This is a genomic window from Rhizobium beringeri, from assembly GCF_004306515.1.
In the GTDB taxonomy this organism is placed as follows: Bacteria; Pseudomonadota; Alphaproteobacteria; order Rhizobiales; family Rhizobiaceae; genus Rhizobium; species Rhizobium beringeri.
Genome location: NZ_SILG01000001.1, coordinates 1227532 through 1245983, shown reverse-complemented (window position 1 = coordinate 1245983; position 18452 = coordinate 1227532). Strand labels below are relative to the sequence as shown.

The 18452-nt window shown below is 60.5% G+C and carries 17 protein-coding genes; 11 read left to right on the top strand and 6 right to left on the bottom strand.

Annotated features, from left to right (window positions below; translation table 11 throughout):
• Positions 1-139 precede the first annotated feature (139 nt).
• Positions 140-655: a transcriptional regulator LdtR gene (gene ldtR / locus ELH03_RS06425; protein ID WP_003547156.1), complete on the bottom strand. Its 516-nt coding sequence runs from the start codon at positions 653-655 to the stop codon at positions 140-142.
• A 128-nt stretch (positions 656-783) separates the two neighbouring features.
• The gene (locus ELH03_RS06420; protein WP_128401297.1) at positions 784-1221 is read right to left on the bottom strand and encodes a DUF6163 family protein; all 438 of its coding nucleotides are present in this window, start codon (positions 1219-1221) and stop codon (positions 784-786) included.
• 229 nt (positions 1222-1450) lie between these two features.
• Between ELH03_RS06420 and hemB the strand changes: the two genes are divergently transcribed.
• The 6 genes from hemB to ELH03_RS06390 all read left to right on the top strand — a co-directional run bounded on the left by hemB (position 1451) and on the right by ELH03_RS06390 (position 5757).
• A complete protein-coding gene (gene hemB, locus ELH03_RS06415; protein ID WP_130658676.1) occupies positions 1451-2464 on the top strand; it encodes a porphobilinogen synthase in 1014 nt (337 codons plus the stop codon).
• A gap of 281 nt (positions 2465-2745) precedes the next feature.
• Positions 2746-3204: an RDD family protein gene (locus ELH03_RS06410; protein WP_003547150.1), complete on the top strand. Its 459-nt coding sequence runs from the start codon at positions 2746-2748 to the stop codon at positions 3202-3204.
• 218 nt (positions 3205-3422) lie between these two features.
• On the top strand, positions 3423-4199 hold the full coding sequence (locus tag ELH03_RS06405) for an arginyltransferase (protein ID WP_018241509.1): 777 nt from the start codon (positions 3423-3425) through the stop codon (positions 4197-4199).
• Positions 4200-5087, top strand: coding sequence for a DMT family transporter (locus tag ELH03_RS06400; RefSeq protein WP_128401295.1), 888 nt, complete (start codon positions 4200-4202; stop codon positions 5085-5087).
• 59 nt (positions 5088-5146) lie between these two features.
• A complete protein-coding gene (locus ELH03_RS06395; protein ID WP_128401294.1) occupies positions 5147-5368 on the top strand; it encodes an AbrB/MazE/SpoVT family DNA-binding domain-containing protein in 222 nt (73 codons plus the stop codon).
• The gene (locus tag ELH03_RS06390; protein ID WP_128401293.1) at positions 5368-5757 is read left to right on the top strand and encodes a type II toxin-antitoxin system death-on-curing family toxin; all 390 of its coding nucleotides are present in this window, start codon (positions 5368-5370) and stop codon (positions 5755-5757) included. The genes ELH03_RS06395 and ELH03_RS06390 overlap by 1 nt, the downstream gene beginning before the upstream one ends.
• Here the strand turns inward: ELH03_RS06390 and ELH03_RS06385 are convergent.
• The gene (locus ELH03_RS06385) at positions 5747-6205 is read right to left on the bottom strand and encodes an SRPBCC family protein (protein ID WP_128401292.1); all 459 of its coding nucleotides are present in this window, start codon (positions 6203-6205) and stop codon (positions 5747-5749) included. The two genes, ELH03_RS06390 and ELH03_RS06385, sit on opposite strands and share 11 nt — an antisense overlap.
• A 370-nt stretch (positions 6206-6575) precedes the next feature.
• A complete protein-coding gene (gene parC, locus ELH03_RS06380; protein ID WP_128401291.1) occupies positions 6576-8831 on the bottom strand; it encodes a DNA topoisomerase IV subunit A in 2256 nt (751 codons plus the stop codon).
• Between the two features lie 235 nt (positions 8832-9066).
• Here parC and ELH03_RS06375 point away from each other — a divergent pair, with 235 nt between their 5' ends.
• Positions 9067-10254 (top strand): aq_1923 C-terminal domain, encoded by a 1188-nt coding sequence (locus ELH03_RS06375; protein ID WP_128401290.1) that lies wholly within the window; start codon positions 9067-9069, stop codon positions 10252-10254.
• Positions 10255-10312: 58 nt separating this feature from the next.
• On the opposite strand, the gene ELH03_RS06370 is transcribed toward ELH03_RS06375, so the two are convergent.
• Positions 10313-10954, bottom strand: coding sequence for a TetR/AcrR family transcriptional regulator (locus ELH03_RS06370; RefSeq protein WP_130766183.1), 642 nt, complete (start codon positions 10952-10954; stop codon positions 10313-10315).
• A gap of 66 nt (positions 10955-11020) precedes the next feature.
• Between ELH03_RS06370 and ELH03_RS06365 the strand changes: the two genes are divergently transcribed.
• Entirely contained in the window at positions 11021-12190 is a 1170-nt protein-coding gene (locus ELH03_RS06365; protein ID WP_130766182.1) for a serine hydrolase domain-containing protein, read from the top strand.
• A gap of 63 nt (positions 12191-12253) precedes the next feature.
• Here the strand turns inward: ELH03_RS06365 and aspS are convergent, their stop codons facing one another.
• Positions 12254-14044, bottom strand: coding sequence for an aspartate--tRNA ligase (gene aspS / locus ELH03_RS06360; RefSeq protein ID WP_130766181.1), 1791 nt, complete (start codon positions 14042-14044; stop codon positions 12254-12256).
• Positions 14045-14297: 253 nt separating this feature from the next.
• Here aspS and ELH03_RS06350 point away from each other — a divergent pair, with 253 nt between their 5' ends.
• The 3 genes from ELH03_RS06350 to ELH03_RS06340 all read left to right on the top strand — a co-directional run bounded on the left by ELH03_RS06350 (position 14298) and on the right by ELH03_RS06340 (position 18255).
• Positions 14298-15689, top strand: coding sequence for a multicopper oxidase family protein (locus ELH03_RS06350; RefSeq protein WP_130766180.1), 1392 nt, complete (start codon positions 14298-14300; stop codon positions 15687-15689).
• Positions 15690-15863: 174 nt separating this feature from the next.
• On the top strand, positions 15864-17009 hold the full coding sequence (gene rnd / locus ELH03_RS06345; RefSeq protein WP_128401285.1) for a ribonuclease D: 1146 nt from the start codon (positions 15864-15866) through the stop codon (positions 17007-17009).
• Between the two features lie 184 nt (positions 17010-17193).
• Complete coding sequence (locus ELH03_RS06340) at positions 17194-18255, top strand: adenylate/guanylate cyclase domain-containing protein (protein ID WP_130766179.1); 1062 nt, start codon at positions 17194-17196, stop codon at positions 18253-18255.
• Positions 18256-18452: the final 197 nt, after the last annotated feature.

Sequence of the window (18452 nt, the reverse complement as noted above, 5' to 3'; positions counted from 1 at the left end):
ACGGCTAAAAAACGGCTTGAATACCGGGCTTTGCGCTTGCCTGCCATGCGTTGCAAAGATGCCACGCGGATCAAACGGCAAATCGGACGTGCAGGGAACACGTCCGATTTTCTGCAACCCTGGAAGGAGGTCAGGGGTCTTAGAGGCGGTACAGGATCTGGTCGTTCCAGAAACGGTCCAGACGCTGGAGCAGCTTGTTCATCTGCGTGAACTCGTCGGTGCCGATGCCGCCGACCTTGTCGATCGAGGCGATGTGGCGTTCGTAGAGCTTGGCCACCGTTTCGGCGATGTCCTGGCCGGTTTCGGTCAGGCTGATGCGGACCGAGCGGCGGTCGATGCGCGAGCGCTGGTGGTTGATGAAACCGAGATCGACCAGCTTCTTGACGTTGTAAGAAACGTTGGAGCCGAGATAGTAGCCACGCGAGCGCAGCTCACCGGCGGTCAGCTCGGAATTGCCGATGTTGAAAAGGAGCAGCGCCTGGATGGCGTTGACGTCGCTGCGACCCTGACGGTCGAATTCGTCCTTGATGACGTCGAGAAGACGACGGTGCAGACGTTCAACGAGATGAAGGGATTCCATGTAAAGATCACGGATGTCGTGGTCCTGCTGGTCACGGAAGGTCGATACCGCCTGCGGCTTAATTTTCGTGTTCATATTGACTGCCTCACTGTTTGTTTGGCGGTGTGTTTTCTTCCCGCCTTGAGTGAGACCCTATCGAATACATATAAAATTCGACTTAAACCGCAGGCTTAACGGAGCCTTACCGGTAACCCCACGTTGTCTCAGGGTAAATCAACACTTACCTGGCGGCGGTGCCGGCGCTTTTCCAGCCATAGCAGCAGGCGGAAAATCCAGTAGACGGCGGCGACCATGAGATGCAGCAGGATGATCAGCTTGTTGGGGCCGAAAATATCCGGCAGCAGGCCATACATGAGGATCTGCCCGCCGGCGGCCAGCACCCAGATGACCGGTCCCCAGGAGACGGTGAGCCAGAGGCCAAGGGAGGCGACGGGGAAGAGCACGGCGAGGCTGGTGCTCGCCACCTTCCACGGCAGGCTCAAAAGATCGAAGCGGCCGGCGCCGACCAGCGAATAGCCGACGAGCATCGCCCAATATTGCAGGCCGAACCAGAAGCAGGATACGGCAACCAGCCTCAGGAAGAGAATGAAGAGGATATCCGCCAGTGTGCGTTTCGGTATCGTCGGGGATTCGGTTTCCATAGCGCAGACATCGGTTTGGGGTTGCATCTTCACAAGGGCGTCCGAGCGTCTGACAAGACGCGCCAGGGACGCTCTATAACATTGAGTTGGCGCATAACCCGAAAATCCATTCCGATTTTCGGGTTATGCGCCAGAGGTTTTTCCGCCGCGGCCAATCGTCCGGTTTGGATTTTCCAGGTGCCATGATAATGAGCGCTCCGATAAATGGAATGGGCCAAGGACAGATATCATGCAGGACAGGACGCATCTCGTCGACGACATCACCGGTCATCGCCGCATGCGGCGCAACCGCAAGGCGGATTGGACGCGCCGGCTGGTGCAGGAGAACCGGCTGACGGTCGACGACCTGATCTGGCCGATCTTCATCGTGCCGGGTTCCGGCATCATCGACCCGATCCCGGCCATGCCGGGCGTCAACCGCATGAGCATCGACAAGGCCGTCGAAGCCGCGCGCGAAGCGGCCGGCCTCGGCATTCCGGCCCTTGCCACCTTTCCGAATATCGAGATGGAACTGCGTGACGAGACCGGCTCGAACAGCCTCGAGGCCAACAACCTGATCAATCAGACGACGGCGGCGATCAAGAAGGCGGTGCCTCATATCGGCGTCATTACCGACGTCGCGCTCGATCCCTTCACCAGCCACGGCCATGACGGCATCCTTAGAGGCGGCGAGATCGTCAACGACGAGACCGTCGACCAGGTGGCACGCGCCGCCGTCATGCAGGCGGATGCCGGCGCCGACATCATCGCGCCTTCGGAGATGATGGACGGGCGCATCGGCGCGATCCGCATGGCGCTCGATGCGGCCGGCCACCAGAGCGTCGGCATCATGAGTTATGCGACGAAATTCGCCTCCGCCTTCTACGGCCCCTATCGCGAGGCGATCTCGACAGGCGGGCTGCTGAAAGGCGACAAGAAGACCTATTATATCGACCCAGCCAACGGCACCGAGGCAATCCGCGACGCGGCCCTCGACGTCGAGGAGGGCGCCGACATGCTGATGGTCAAGCCCGGCCTGCCCTATCTCGACATCTGCTGGCGGATGAAGGAGGCCTTCGGCCTGCCGACCTTCGCCTACCAGGTTTCCGGCGAATATACGCAGATCAAGGCGGCGGCGATGAATGGCTGGATCGATGGCGAGCGGGCAATGCTCGAAACGCTGCTGTCGTTCAAGCGGGCGGGATGCGACGGTGTCCTCACCTATTTCGCGGTCGAAGTGGCGAAAATTCTCGCAAAGCGGTGACTGCATAATTCCTTAAATCGGAATCGATTTAAGGATAAAATTATGCAGCAACTCAAAGTGCTACAGCGTCCTTTGCGCGTCTCAAAAGACGCGCGGCGCTGTAGTGCATGATGCCGAAAAGTGTCGGCGGTTTTCGGACGACATCATGCTCCATTTCTTTGATTTAGATGCGGATGGTTTTAGGCCGATCCGGCCTAAAACCATCCGCATCTGGGGCAGATTATTGCATTTTGCCCTGCCGATACCATATCAGCGGCATCGCTTTTCCTGAGGAGATTGAGATGAGCTACAACCCCAATCCGCTTTATGCCGCACCGGAGGACTGGCGCGCCTATAGCGGCGTGTTGAGCCGCCGGGTCTTCGCCTTCATTCTCGACTATGTCATCGTGGCGCTGCTCTGCATTCCCGCGGCGATCGTGCTGTTCTTCCTGTCGATCGTCACGCTGGGGCTGGGCTTCTTTCTCTACCCTGCCCTCTTCGTCATCGTCGCCGGCATTTACTTCGGCCTGACTGTGGGCGGGCCAAGCCAGGCCTCGCTGGGCATGCGCGCCATGGGAATCGCGATCGTGCGCGTCGATGGGCGGCCGATGGATTTCATGACGGCGATCGTGCATCTGGCACTGTTCTGGATCCTCAACTCGGTGCTGACGCCGCTCATCCTGCTTGCCGGCCTGTTTATCGAACGCAGCCGTCTCGTCCACGACCTGCTGGTGGGCACGGCGACGGTGCGCACCGCCTGAGACTTTGGCTGAGACTTTGGCTGAAACCCTAACTGCGATCTCGGGGCGGAGACGAAATAAAGTCTCCGCCTTCTCTTTGCCGGAGGGCGCCGGCGCTCCATATCTAGAATTAGAAGACTGATATGAAGGGCGAAAAGCGCCCCGCTGTTGACGTTTTTTATTCTTAGGTCATGCTGTCAGGAAACGGCACGGTCTCGACAGGGAAATTTCCGCGACAAATGAATACGCAGACGACGCCATCCCCGCAGTTTTATCTGACGGCCCCGGCTGCGTGTCCGTACTTGCCGCACGAGATGGAGCGCAAGGTGTTCACCCATCTGGTCGGCCCGCGCGCCGCCGAGATGAACGACATCCTGACGCAGGGCGGTTTCCGCCGCTCACAAAACATCGCCTATCGTCCGGCCTGCGAATCCTGTCGCGCCTGCGTTTCTGTCAGAATTCTCGCCCAGGAATTCGAGCCGACCAAATCGATGAAGCGGGTGCTTGGCGCCAATTCCGACGTCATCGCCACCGAATTCGCAGCCCAGCCTTCCAGCGAGCAATATTCGCTCTTCCGACGCTATCTCGATTTTCGCCACCAGCAGGGCGGCATGTCCGACATGACCGTGCTCGACTATGCAATCATGGTGGAAGACACACATGTGAATACGAGAATCATCGAATACCGCCGCCGCGAGGAAGGCTCCGGATTGGAGCAGCGTCCGAAAGGCGAGTTGCTGGCCGCCGCCCTCACCGACACGATGAGCGACGGCCTGTCGATGGTTTATTCCTATTTCAATCCGGCGCTTGAGCGGCGTTCGCTCGGCACTTTCATGATTCTCGACCATGTCAGGCGCACGAAAGCGCTGGGATTGCCGCATGTCTACCTCGGCTACTGGGTTCAAGGGTCGCGGAAAATGGACTACAAGACGCGCTTCCAGCCGCAGGAGCATCTGACCCCGCGCGGCTGGGAACGCTTCGATCCCTCGTCCATGCCCGAGAGCACCCACGACTGAATGTTCCCCACCGCTCTTTCCGACCATCGGAAGGGCCTGCTGCTGACGGCGATCGGCGGGCTGGCGCTTTCCGTGGATATCCCCCTCATGCGGCTCGCCGACGGCGAGCTGTGGTCGATCCTTGCCGCGAGAAGCATCGCGACCCTTGGCGTGACGCTTCTGGTCGCCACAGTGCTCAGGATCGCCAACGGGCGATGGCCAGTGCTCGTGCCGGGCTGGCCGGGCCTCGCAACCGGCCTGCTCTACGGGTTGACGACGGTGGTCTTCCTTCTTGCCGTTTTCAACACGTCGACGGCCAATGTCGTTTTCATCATCGCATTCAATCCGATGTTCGCCGCCCTTCTTTCGTGGATTTTCCTCAAGGAGCGGCCGGCGCTAGCAACGCTGATCGCCATGGCGGCGATGATCTTCGGCGTCGGTCTGATCGTGCGGGATGGGCTTTCGGGCGGCCATCTCTTCGGCGATATCATGGCGCTGCTGACCGCCTTCATCATTGCCGCCGCCATCACCATCAGCCGCGCCTCCCGCCGGGAGATGGGTTTCGTCTCGCTGCTTTCGACGGTATTGCCGGCGGCGGTCGGCCTGATCTCGGTCATACCGACAGGCGGTTTTTCGATCGAGCATCCCGCCTGGATCCTCTTCAACGGCGCGGTGATGATGCCGCTTGCCTTCTGGTGCCTGGCGACCGGGCCGCGTTACCTCTCGGCGCCTGAAGTCGGCATGTTCTACCTGCTCGAAACCGTGCTCGCACCGATCTGGGTCTGGCTGATCTTTGCCGAAACGCCGACGAAGATGACACTGGTCGGCGGCGGCATCCTGGTGGCGGCGATCGCGGCGCATTCCGCCTGGATGGTGCGGAGGAAAAGCATCAGGCAAATGGCAGGCTAGGACGTTGTCGCCTGCTCGGCCTCATGTTATAACTCCGTTACCACACAGAGGATGAAGCGATGAACGTCACGATCCGCAAGATCGGCAATTCCGAGGGTATTATCATCCCTAAGGAAACCCTCGACCGTCTTGGATTGACGACCGGCGATTCACTGGAATTGCAGATGGAAAACGGTGGCATCACTTTGAAGCCGGCCGATGAAGATTTGTCTCGTCAGCTCGAGGCGGCGCGATATTTCATGGACAAGTATAAGGTCGCCTTGAAAAAGCTGGCCGAATAATGGCCTTCAAATTCCTGACGAGACCGTTGGTGGAGAGCCTGCAGAAAATGCAGATCGAGCGCTTCGGCGGCCTCACAGGACTGCGTGACGAAGGCGCGCTGGAATCTGCTCTCGGCCGGCCGATGCACAAGGCAAATTACGGCTGCGACAACGTCATCGAACTCGCCGCCGCATGTCTTTTCGGTCTTGCCCGCAACCACGCATTCGTTGACGGTAACAAGCGGATCGCGGTTGTAACCGCCGGTGTGTTCCTTCTCGAAAATGGCTACGAGATCGAAACGACCGATGCCAATCTCTACGCTTTCGTTCTTGCCGTAGCCGCCGGTGAGATCGACGAAGAAGGTGCGACCCGCTTCCTTCGAGATTTCAGCATACCGCTCAACCCGTAGCCTTGAACTGCTCCTGCTCCAGTTCCCTGCCAAGCCCTTCGACCACATGCGCCCAGCCTTGCCGGGTCTTTTCCTCGTGTTCGGCCCATTCGGCGCACATTTCGTGGGTCAACGTCAGACGGCTGCCGCCGCCGAGAGGCTCAATATTTATTTCGACACGATCGCAATTGTGGTCGTGCTCCTCGACGGAGAAACTGAAGACCATGCGTTGCGGGCGCTTCAATTCCAGGAAGACGCCCTGGTGGAAGGCGTCGCCAGTCGGGCGGCGGTCGACGACGAAGAAACGGCCGCCGACATGCGGATCGATATCGGCGCGGATGACGTGACCGTCATCGGTCGCAAACAGGAAGCGGCGGGCGATTTCGGGGTTGAGCCAGGCGTCGTAGACGACGGCGGGCGGCACCCTATAGGTTTGGCTGACATGCAGTTTGATGGTGCTGGCGGGCATCGATTTTCCTCCGGTAATGGCGCGCACACTCCTCCCGTGCGCGGCCTGCGGCCATTCCGTCCGCCTCCGGAGCCGGCCTGCTCATATTTTTGCTAACAGGATTGAGATAGAGGAATTGTCGCGCCCGCCAAGAGTCGGGCTCGGAATATACTGAATCATTCCTTCAAGCGGAATCGGTTGAAGGATAAAATTATCCAGCCATTCAGCGGGTTACAGCGCCTTTTATACGTCTGAAAAGACGCGCGGCGCTGTCGTGCCCTTAGAGCATGATGCCGAAAAGTGTGAGCGGTTTTCGGACGACATCATGCTCTTATTATTTATATTAGAAGGATTCAGATTTTAGGCCGAAGAGGCCTAAAATCATCCTGTTCTAGCCGGCGAATTTGCCGCTGCGCGGGAAGCCCTTCGGCACGGTGCGGCCGGCGGTGGCTCGGTCGGCCAGCCACTCGGCAAGCTCGTCCTTGTTCTTCGTGAAGGTGCGGCCGGCGCTGTCTTCCCAGACGAGGCCATCTGATATGGCGAAGCAGCGGACGTCGGAAATACCGCCATCCTTGTAACGCTGCAGACGCACGCCCTTGCCGCGGGACATTTCCGGCACCTGCGCCAACGGGAAGACCAGCAGCTTGCGGTTTTCGCCGACGACGGCGACATGGTCGCCGCTGACGGGCACGAGCAGCTGCGTTTCCTCGGGCAGTCCGACGTTCATGATCTGCTTGCCCTTGCGCGTATTGGCGACCAGCTCGGCCTCCGGAACGACGAAGCCGTTGCCGGCGGTCGAGACGATCAGCTGCTTGCGTGAGGGATCATGGACGAAAGCGGTCAGCACCGCCTGGTCGTTATCCATATCGACGATGATGCGCAGCGGCTCGCCGTGACCGCGGCCACCCGGCAGCTTGTCGCCGCCGAGCGTGAACGCCTTGCCGCCGGTGGTGACGATCAGGATCTTGTCCGTCGTCTGCGCCGGGAAGGCGATCTTCAAGCCGTCGCCTTCCTTGAAGGTCAGCGTCGCCGTATCGGCGATATGGCCCTTCAATGCGCGGATCCAGCCCTTTTCGGAAATGACGACCGTGATCGGTTCCTTCTCGATCATCGCCTGCTGGATTGCTTCTTCGTCGGTCTCGGGTGCGTCGGCAAACTGGGTGCGGCGGCGGCCGATCTCGGTCGCCTTGGCGAATTTCTTCTTCACCTCACCGATTTCCCAGGCGACCGTCTGCCATTGCTTGTCGTCGGAAGAAAGCAACGCCTCGATCTCGCCCTTTTCCTTGGTGAGTTCGTCGAATTCCTTGCGGATCTCGAACTCTTCCAGCTTGCGCAAGGCGCGCAACCGCATATTGAGGATCGCCTCGACCTGATTGTCGGTGAGATCCCAGCGCGCCATCATGACCGGCTTCGGCTCGTCCTCCTCGCGGATGATGCGGATGACCTCATCGATGTTGAGGTAGGCGATCAGCAGGCCGCTGAGGATTTCGAGGCGCCTGTCGATCGCTGCAAGGCGGAAGCGCGAGCGGCGCTGCAGAACTTCGCGGCGGTGGTCCAGCCACTCCCTCAGGACCTCGTTCAGCGCCATGACCCGCGGGATGCGGCCCATGGAGAGCACGTTCATGTTGAGCGGGAAGCGGCTTTCGAGTTCCGTCAGCTTGAACATCGATTCCATCAGGATCGTCGGATCGACGCTTCGGGTCTTCGGCACAAGCACGACACGAATGTCCTCGGCCGATTCGTCGCGGATATCTTCCAGCAGCGGCAGCTTGCGGGCGATCAGCAGTTCGGCGATCTTCTCGATCAGCCGCGATTTCTGCACCTGGAAGGGAATTTCGGTGATGACGATCTGGTAGCCGCCACGGCCGAGATCTTCCGTCTGCCATTTCGCCCGCACGCGGAAACCGCCGCGCCCCGTGCGGTAGCTCTCGATAATGCTGTCGCGGCTATCGATGATGATGCCGCCTGTGGGGAAATCCGGGCCGGGAATGAATTCGACCAGCTTTTCGACGGTCGCATCGGGATGCTTGATCAGATGCAGGGCAGCGTCGCAAAGCTCGTGGGCATTGTGCGACGGGATCGAGGTCGCCATGCCGACGGCGATGCCGGATGAGCCGTTGGCGAGCAGGTTCGGGAAGGCGCCCGGAAGGACGACCGGCTCGGAATTCGATTCGTCGTAAGTGTCGCGGAAATCGACGGCATCCTGATCGATGCCTTCGAGCAGCAGTTCGGAGACCGCCGTCATCTTCGATTCGGTGTAACGCATGGCGGCGGGGCTGTCGCCGTCGATATTGCCGAAATTGCCCTGGCCGTTGACCAGCGTGTAGCGCTGCGAGAAATCCTGGGCGAGACGGGCAAGCGCGTCGTAGATCGACTGGTCGCCGTGCGGATGGTAGTTACCCATCACCTCGCCAACGATCTTGGCGCATTTTCTGAAGGCCGAGTTCGGCCTCAGCCCCATCTCGTTCATCGCATAGACGATGCGGCGATGGACAGGCTTCAGCCCGTCACGCACATCAGGCAGAGCGCGGTGCATGATGGTCGACAGCGCATAGGCAAGGTAACGCTGCTCGAGCGCCGCCTTGAGGTCGACCGGTTGGATGTGATCGTCGTCTCCGCCTGAAGGCGGCAAAATCTCTTGTCCCATAGGTCCTGACTAGCTCAGAAGAGGCCGGCGGGCAAGGAATCCGGGCCATTACGGCTGTGGATGAAGTCTTGGGACTGACATCAAAGGATGAGACAAACGTTCCGCCGCAATTTGGACTTCGTTTGCCGTTCCTCTCAACAGAAATTTAGAGATCCGCAAATATAAAGCGGGCCTAATCCGTAGTAGCGTAACTGCAGATTTCCAACCGCCACCACGCCACCAGAGGAAACACCCCATGAACTTTTCCCGGACAACGCGGCTGATGCTGTCGGGCGCCGCCTTTTTCTCGCTCGCCGGTTCGGCTTTCGCCCTCGACGGCGCCGATCTGCTGAAGAAGCTCAATGCCGCCTATGCCGTACAGGGCGGAACGATTTCGGCTGACGCCGTCGATATCGACGGCACGACCGCGACGCTGAAGAATGTCAGCGTCAAATCGGCCGGCGGCGAAAGCCTGGCTGTCGGCGAAGTCACCCTTTCCGGCGTCGAAGAAGACGAGGATGGCGGCTATTACATAGAAGAGGCCGCCTTCCCCGATATCAACACCACGAAAGACGGCGTCACGGTAACGGCGCAGGAGCTGACGCTTGGCGGTATCTCGATCCCGGCAACGGCGGGCGGCGACACGCTCGATACCATGATGCTCTACGAAACCGCCCATACCGGCCCGCTGAAGGTGGTCAAGGACGGCGCGGAAGTGTTCTCGTTGCTGCAAAGCGACGTCAATCTGACACTGCGCGAAGACGAATCCGGCTTCGATTTCGACGGCGCCTTCAAAAGCTTGAAGGCCGATCTCAGCAAAGCCGAGGATCCGCAGAGCAAGGACGCGATCGAGAAGCTGGCCCTGCAGCACATCCAGGGCGACATCACCATGAAGGGCGCCTGGGAACTTGCCCCCGGCACGATCGACATTTCGGAATTCGCCTTCGACTTCACCAACATCGGCAAGCTGAACCTTGGCTTCAAGATCTCGGGCTACACGATGGCCTTCGTGAAGTCGCTGCAGGATGCGATGAAGCAATCCGAAGCCAGTGCGAACAAGGAAGAATCGCAGCAGGCGCTTGGCCTTGCCATGCTCGGCCTGATGCAGCAGCTGTCCTTCGAGGCGGCGCAGGTGCGCTTCGAAGATGCCTCGATTACCAAGCGCGCGCTGGATTATGCCGGCTCGCAGCAGAACATGTCGGGCAAGCAGATGGCGGATTCGCTGAAGGCGATGACGCCGATCATGCTGGCACAGCTCAATATCCCGGAACTGCAGAACGCCGTTTCGGCTGCCGTCAACACCTTCCTCGACGATCCGAAGAGCCTGACCGTCAAGGCCGCTCCTGAGAAGCCGGTGCCGTTCCCGACGATCGTGGGCGCCGCCATGGGCGCTCCGAACACGCTGCCGCAAGTGCTTGGCGTCAAGGTCACTGCCAACGACTGATCACTTCGATCTTGCGACGAAAGGCCCGGCAGTAGTGAACTGCCGGGCCTTTTCGTTTTCAGGCGCGATGACGGGCGACCTCGGCGATGGCGAGGACTGCGATATCAAGCAATTCCTCTAGCGATGCGCCGTCCCTCGCCTGCACCGACATGCCCTGGATGATGGCACCGAGGAACCGTGCCAGCGCGCGGGGGTTCGTCCCGGCCTTGATATCACCCTCGCGGATGCCACGCTCGATCCTTGCCGTGAAAGCGTCCAGCGACCGACGACGCATCGCCGCAACATGGTCGGCGATCACGTCGTTCTCGCTGGCGCAGTTCAGCACGGCCGTCGAGATCATGCAGCCTTTCGGATGCTCCGGAGCCGAGAAAATGGCGGCCGAGCCCCGCAATATGCGCTCGAAGGCGGACACGGTGTCGATCGGCTCGCCGAGAGAGGAAAACGTGTCGGAGCCCAGCGTTCGGTATTGCTCCAGCGCCGCTCGATAGAGATCGGCCTTCGAGTTGAAGGCGGCATAGAGGCTTTGCGGCGTGATGCCCATGGCGGCAGTGAGATCGGCGATCGAGGCGCCCTCATATCCATGCGCCCAGAAGGTCTCGCGCGCCGCCGAGAGAACGGTCTCCCGGTCGAAAGCCGGTGGGCGGCCGCGGCGGCGGGCGGCAGGATTTTTCATGTCAGTACTATTTTTCACAATGATCACTCTAGAAATTCGAGGCGGCTTTCTATATTCAGGAACGGTCATTGTGATTATAGAAGGCTTAATCTGATGAGTCTTCCCCTCGAAATGGCAGATGCCGACAGGAATTCATCCCTTGCCGCGGCGGTCGATGCGGCAATCACAAGCGCGCTCGACGAAAGGCGGCTTGTGGGAACGGTGGTGCTCGTCGCCCGCGACGGAGAGATCGTGCATCGCCGCGCCGCCGGCCTTGCCGACCGCGAAAGCGGTCTGGCGATGCGCGAGGACACGATCTTCAGGCTTGCCTCGATCACCAAGCCGATCGTCACCATCGCCGTGATGCGGCTCGTCGAGCAGGCAAAAATCGGGCTCGACGACGCGGTGACGAGATGGCTGCCGGACTTCCGGCCGAGGCTGCCTGATGGCAGCGAAGCAACCATTCTCATCCGCCACCTGCTGACCCATACATCAGGCCTCGGCTATAGCTTCTCCGAAGAGGACGGCGGCCCGTATATCAGCGCCGGCGTTTCCGACGGCCTTGCCGAACCGGGACTGCCACTGGCCGAGAACCTGCGACGGATCGCTAGCGTACCGCTGCATTTCGCGCCGGGCAGCGACTGGCAATATTCCGTCGCCATGGATGTTCTCGGCGGCGTCATCGAGGCGGAAACGGGCGTGCCGCTGGGCGAGGCAGTCGCCGATCTGGTGACGAAACCGCTTGGCCTTGCCGATACCGCGTTTTCGGTTCGCGACCGCAGCCGGCTGGCAGCGGCCTATATGAACGCTTCACCGGAACCGACGCTGATGGGCGAGAATGCGCTGGTAATGTCGGAGATGGGTCCCATCCGCTTCGCGCCGAACCGCATCTTCGACCCCGCCTCGTATCATTCGGGCGGCGCCGGCATGGCGGGAACGGCGGGCGACGTGCTCGCCGTACTCGAAACCATCCGTAGGGGTGGCGCACCGCTGCTCTCGAGCAAAACCGTACAGATGATGATGACGGACCAGGCCGGCGGGCGCCGCCAGCAGCATGAACCCGGCTCCGGCTTTGGCTTCGGCTGGTCTGTTATCACCAATCCGGTTGAGGCAGGCGTCCCCTTCCCCAACGGCACGCTGAAATGCGGCGGCGTCTACGGCCATAGCTGGTTCATCGACCCGGTCAACGGGTTGACCGTCGTTGCGCTGACGAACACGACGCTGGAGGGCATGTGGGGCAAGTTCACGGTCGATCTTCGCGAGGCGATCTACGCGGCATTGTGAGCGATCGAACCAAACGAAAAGCCCGGCGATTTGCCGGGCTTTTGCATTCGGGATCAGACGATCTCAGTCCTTCTTGACCGGCGGGATCGGCCGGATCGAGAGCTCGCGCAACTGTGTCGGGCTTGCCGGGCTCGGCGCGCCCATCAGCAGGTCCTGGGCCTGCTGGTTCATCGGGAAGAGCGAGATTTCGCGCAGGTTCTTCGCGCCGACGAGCAGCATGACGATACGGTCGATACCGAAGGCAGCACCGCCATGCGGCGGGGCGCCGTACTGGAAGGCACGGTAGAGGCCGCCGAAACGATCCTCGACGTCCTGCTGGCTGAGGCCGACCTTCTCGAAGGCGGCGACCATGGTTTCCGGCGACTGGTTACGGATCGAGCCCGAGGCGATTTCGAAGCCGTTGCAGACGGCGTCATACTGGAACGCCTTGATGGTCAGCGGATCCTGGTTCTGAAGCGCGTCGAGGCCGCCCTGCGGCATGGAGAACGGGTTGTGTGCGAAATCGACCTTCTTTTCTTCCTCGCTCCATTCGAAGAACGGGAAGTCGACGATCCAGCAGAGTTCGAAACGGTCGCGATCGACAAGATTCAGCTCTTCGCCGGCCTTGGTGCGGGCTTCACCGGCAAACTTGTAGAACTTGGCCGGATCGCCAGCAACGAAGAAGCAGGCGTCACCGTCATCGAGGCCGAGCTGGGTACGGATCGCGTCGGTGCGCTCCTCGCCGATGTTCTTTGCAAGCGGGCCGGCGCCCTCGAGCTTGTCACCTTCCTTGCGCCAGAAGATGTAGCCGAGGCCAGGCTGACCGGTCGACTGCGCCCAGGCATTCATGCGATCGCAGAACGCTCTGGAACCGCCGGTCTTGGCCGGAATAGCCCAGATCTCGACCTTCGGGTTAGAGGCGATCATGCCTGCGAAAACCTTGAAGCCGGAGCCGGCGAAATGTTCGGTCACGGCCTGCATGACGATCGGGTTGCGCAGATCGGGCTTGTCTGAGCCATATTTGCGGATCGCTTCGTCATACGGAATGCGCGGCCATTCCTTGGTAACCGGCTTGCCTTCGGCGAATTCCTCGAAGATCGAGGTCATCAGCGGACCCATGGTGTTCCAGACGTCTTCCTGCTCGACGAAACTCATTTCGAGGTCGAGCTGGTAGAATTCGCCCGGCAGGCGATCGGCGCGCGGATCTTCATCGCGAAAGCACGGGGCGATCTGGAAGTAGCGGTCGAAACCGGCAACCATCAGAAGCTGCTTGTACTGCTGCGGCGCCTGCGGCAGCGCGTAGAAAGTGCCGGGATGGATGCGGCTCGGCACGAGGAAGTCACGCGCGCCTTCCGGCGAGGAGGCCGTCAGGATTGGCGTCGTATATTCGGTGAAGCCGACATTGCCCATTTCGCGGCGCATGGCGGAGATCACCTGCGTGCGCTTGACGATGTTCTTGTGCAGCGTCTCGCGGCGAAGATCGAGGAAGCGGTACTTAAGGCGAACGTCTTCCGGATAGTCGGGCTCGCCGAAGATCGGCAGCGGCAATTCCTTGGCGGCGGAGAGAACTTCGATCTCCTGCGCGTAGAGCTCGATCTCGCCGGTCGCCATGGTCTTGTTGACGGTGTCTTCAGTGCGGGCCTTGACGAGGCCATCGATACGGATGACCCATTCTCCACGCACGGTCTCAGCCATCTTGAAGGCCGGGCTGTCCGGATCGGCGACCACCTGGGTGATGCCGTAATGGTCGCGAAGGTCGATGAAGAGAACGCCGCCATGATCTCGGACACGATGGACCCAGCCGGAAATACGGACGGTCGAGCCGACATCCGTCTTGCGGAGGGCGGCGCATGTGTGGCTGCGGTAGCGATGCATGATCTCAAATCCTGGATGTGGCTTAAGACGGCAGCAAGGGTTCCAAGACCCTCAAGCGCCGACAAGAAAATCGGGCGGAAAAGCGCATGGACGCTCCGATTTGTCAAGGCTTGGCGCAAGCGGCCGGGCGTTTGACACGCGTTTATGGCGAGGCTGCGACCGGTATGCTGCGGCAGTTTGGCCGCGCTTCCCGTATTGCTGAAGATGCTGGTCAACTTTAAAAGGATCGACATTCTCATTGTGGAGCCTCCGCATGCCTCTCCTGACCCGCCGCAACCTCTTGAAGGCATCCGCTGTCGCGGGCGCCTATGGTGTCGGCATCGGCATTGCCGGTAAATTCGGATTTGCCGAAGCGGCTCCCGAGCCGCAGTTGCTGGCGGCGGTGAAGACCGAAGCCATGCTGACCGAGGCGGGACCGACCAAGGATATCATGAGCTGGGGCCATGACGGCATGCCGCCGGTTCTCAGGATGACAAAAGGGCGCCCCTATGCGGCGCGGCTGAAAAACGAGCTCGACGAGCCGACGACGATCCACTGGCACGGGCTTCGCATCGATAATCGCATGGACGGCGTGCCGTTCATGACTCAGCCCTACATCTATACCGGCGACAGCTTCGACTATGCCTTCACGCCACCCGATGCCGGCACCTTCTGGTATCATCCGCATTGCAACACGCTGACGCAGATGGGGCACGGCATGACCGGCGTCATCGTCGTCGAAGACCCGACCGATCCGGAGTTCGATGCCGAGGTGGTGCTGAACCTGCGTGACTGGCGGCTCGGCGGCGACGGGCACTTCATCACTCCCTTCCGGCCGCGCGACGCTGCCAAGACCGGTACCTACGGCACGGTGCGCACCGCCAACTGGCATCAGGAGCCGCGATATGACGCGCCGGCCGGCGGGCTGGTGCGGCTGCGCATCGCGGTCACCGACGTGACGCGGATCTTCTCGCTGAAGATGGAAGGCGCCGATGCGACAGTGATTGCGATCGACGGCAATCCGGTGCCGAAGCGTTTTTCCCTCGACCTCCTGCAGATCGGACCGGGTCAACGGCTCGATCTTGCCGTGCGCATGCCGGATGGTGAAGGTGCGGTCGCGACGCTCGAGGATATCCGCGGCACGGCGCCGAAGGTGATCGCCAGCCTGCGCGCGGTCGGATCATCGCTGAAGCGCGATATCGGCGATCTCGGGCCGCTTGTCGAGAATCCCGTCCCGAAGGCCGATCTTTCCGCCGCCGAGCAGATCCCGTTGATACTGAGCGCCACCGCCGAGAATGCCGCCGTCGAAAGTATCTGCGGCACGCTCGGCTACAGTTTCTGGGCAATCAACAAGGTGCCGTGGCCAGGCGATACGCCCGATCCGACGGCGCCGCTTGCGGAATTGAAGCTTGGCAAGAGCTATGTCTTCAATCTGGAAAATACCACGCCGCATGCCCATCCGATCCATCTGCACGGGATGAGCTTCACGGTGATCTCCTCCTCGACGCGGGAGGTGATACCGCTGGTCTCCGATACCTATCTCATTCAGCCAGACGAGAAGGTGCAGCTTGCCTTCGTCGCCGACAATCCCGGCGACTGGCTGCTGCATTGCCATATCATCGAGCATCAGAAGACGGGGATGACGAGCTATCTCAGGGTAAGCTGAGGCAGTGCGCTTTCGCCGCGGTTGCGGCTGTGCTTCACGCCTGCGTTCGCGCCTTGCCTCAGTTTGGACGTGATTCTTCGCCAGCAATGCTCGAAGCGTATGCTGTTGTATTGACATATCGAACCGAAAGGAGAAGGAAGGTTTAACCGACCTTTTCCTTGCGAATGAAATGATATGATCGAAACCACCGCCGATTTGGCGGCCGCCTGCAAAGAGCTGGCCAAGTCCGACTTCATCACCATCGACACCGAATTCCTGCGCGAAACGACCTTCTGGCCGGAGCTCTGCCTGATCCAGATGGCAAGCCCGACGACGGAGGTTCTCGTCGATCCGCTGGCCAAGGGCATCGATCTCGCCCCCTTCTTCGAGCTGATGGCCGATCCGAAGGTGCTGAAGGTCTTTCACGCGGCGCGCCAGGACATCGAAATCATCTTCAATCGCGGCAATCTCATTCCGCATCCGATCTTCGACACGCAGGTCGCCGCCATGGTCTGCGGCTTCGGCGACAGCGTCTCCTATGACCAGTTGGTCAGCCGCATCAAGAACGTCCATATCGACAAGTCGTCGCGCTTCACCGACTGGAGCCGCCGGCCGCTCTCGGACAAACAGCTGGATTATGCGCTGGCTGACGTTACCCACCTGCGCGACGTCTACCTGTCGCTGAAGGCGGAACTCGATCGCGAAGGCCGCAGCTCCTGGCTCTCCGAGGAAATGGACATTCTCGAGTCGCGCGAAACCTACGACATGCATCCCGACGATGCCTGGCAGCGGCTGAAGATGCGTCTGCGCAAGCCGCAGGAGCTGGCGATCCTGAAATATGTCGCCGCCTGGCGCGAACGCGAGGCGCGGGCCCGCAACGTGCCGCGGTCGCGGGTGCTGAAGGATGATGCGATCTACGAGATCGCCCAGCAGCAGCCCAAGGATACCGAGGCGCTCGGCCGTCTGCGCACTATTCCGAAGGGTTGGGAGCGCTCGACTTCCGGCGCAGCAGTCATCGAGGCCGTCAACACGGCGCTCGCTCTTCCGAAGGCCGATATGCCGCATGCGCCACGCCAAGCGCAGGCGCCCGAAGGGGCCGCTGCTGCCGTTGAATTGTTGAAGGTGCTGCTGAAGCTGATTTCGGAAAAACACGGCGTGGCGCCGAAGGTGATCGCCAACAGCGAGGATCTCGACAGGATCGCCGCCGAAGGCGAAAAGGCCGAAGTCGCTGCCCTGCACGGTTGGCGGCGTGATCTTTTCGGCGAGCCGGCACTGCAGTTGATCCAGGGTGAGATCGCCCTGCGCTTCGTCGACCGGAAGGTCGAAACCGTCAGCCTCTGAGGCTGCTACATCATTCCTTAAATCGGCATCGATTTAAGGATAAAATTATGCAGCAATTCAAAGCGCTGCAGTGTGCGAGCGCATCTGAAAAGACACGCCAAGGACGCTGTAGATTCGAATTCGCTTGACGGTTTTTTCCGGCCTGAAACAATGGCCGGCGGAAACATCATGACGAAGAGGCGGCATGCGGGAAATATCTCCGACGCAGAATTGGATCCTGATCGCGATCGTCCTTGCGGCCAGCGGCGTCATCTATGATCTGATGTTCTACTCCAATCAGACGCCCGTTATCGGGGCGATCTTCGCGCTCTTCATCGGCATGCCGATCCTGGCCTTCGAGCGCAAAGTGCTGCTGCGCACGCTCTACCGGCGCATCCAGAAGCTGCCGACTTTCGCCTTCATCATCACCGAGCTGGTGATCTACGAGATCTTGATGAGCATCGGCTTTGCCTGCGCCGGCCTGCTGCTTTGGTCCGTCGGCATGCTGAAGCCGCCGTCGCTCCTCGATCTCGTCATCATGCCGTTCGAGGTCTTCCTCTATGCGCTGGCGGTCTGCGCGTTGATGATCTTCGTCTTGCGCGTGCGAGAGCTGCTCGGCCGCGACGTTTTCCTTAGCATGCTCGTCAGCCGCTACCGCAATCCGGTTAGGGAAGAACGTGTCTTCCTGTTCATCGATCTCGTCGATTCGACGGCCTTTGCCGAAAAGCACGGCGACCTCCGGGCGCAGCAGCTGCTGAGCTCGCTGTTTGCGACCTTTGCCGAGCCCGTCAGGCGCCACAAAGGCATGATCAACGACTATGTCGGCGATGCGGCGATCATCACCTGGCCGCTCGCCCGCGGTGTCAAGGATGCGCGTTGCGTGCGCTGCATCTTCGATATCCTTGCCGATATCGAAGCCAATGCCGCGGGCTGGCGGAAGAGTTACGGGCAGGTGCCGAAGCTGCGCGCCGCCCTTCACGGCGGCGAGATCATCACCGCCGAAATCGGCGTCGACCATCACAAGATCAGCTATTTCGGCGACACGGTGAACACCACGGCCCGATTGGAAACGCTCTGCCGCAGCCTGAACCGACCGGTGCTGATCTCCACCGAGCTTGCCAGGCGCATGAACTTTCCCGACGACATATCCTGCGAGGATCTCGGCACCCATGCCGTGAAGGGGCGCGGCCAGGCGCTCGGCGTCATGGCGCTTTCCTCGCGCGCGGTCACCGTACTAAAGACGCCGGCGGTCATTCTGCACGGCTGAGCAAGGGCTCTGCCGCATCGGCCCGAAAATCGGAATCGATTTTCGGAAAGCACAATGCGAGGATTGAAAGTGTTACGGCGTCCTTTGCGCGTCTGAGGAGACGCGCGGCGCTGTAAGTACGTCACCAAAGCTTCACCCAACCGTCAATTCGCTGACATTAAAGCCCTGCTAAGCGGAAAGCCTTTGCAATCCGTTCC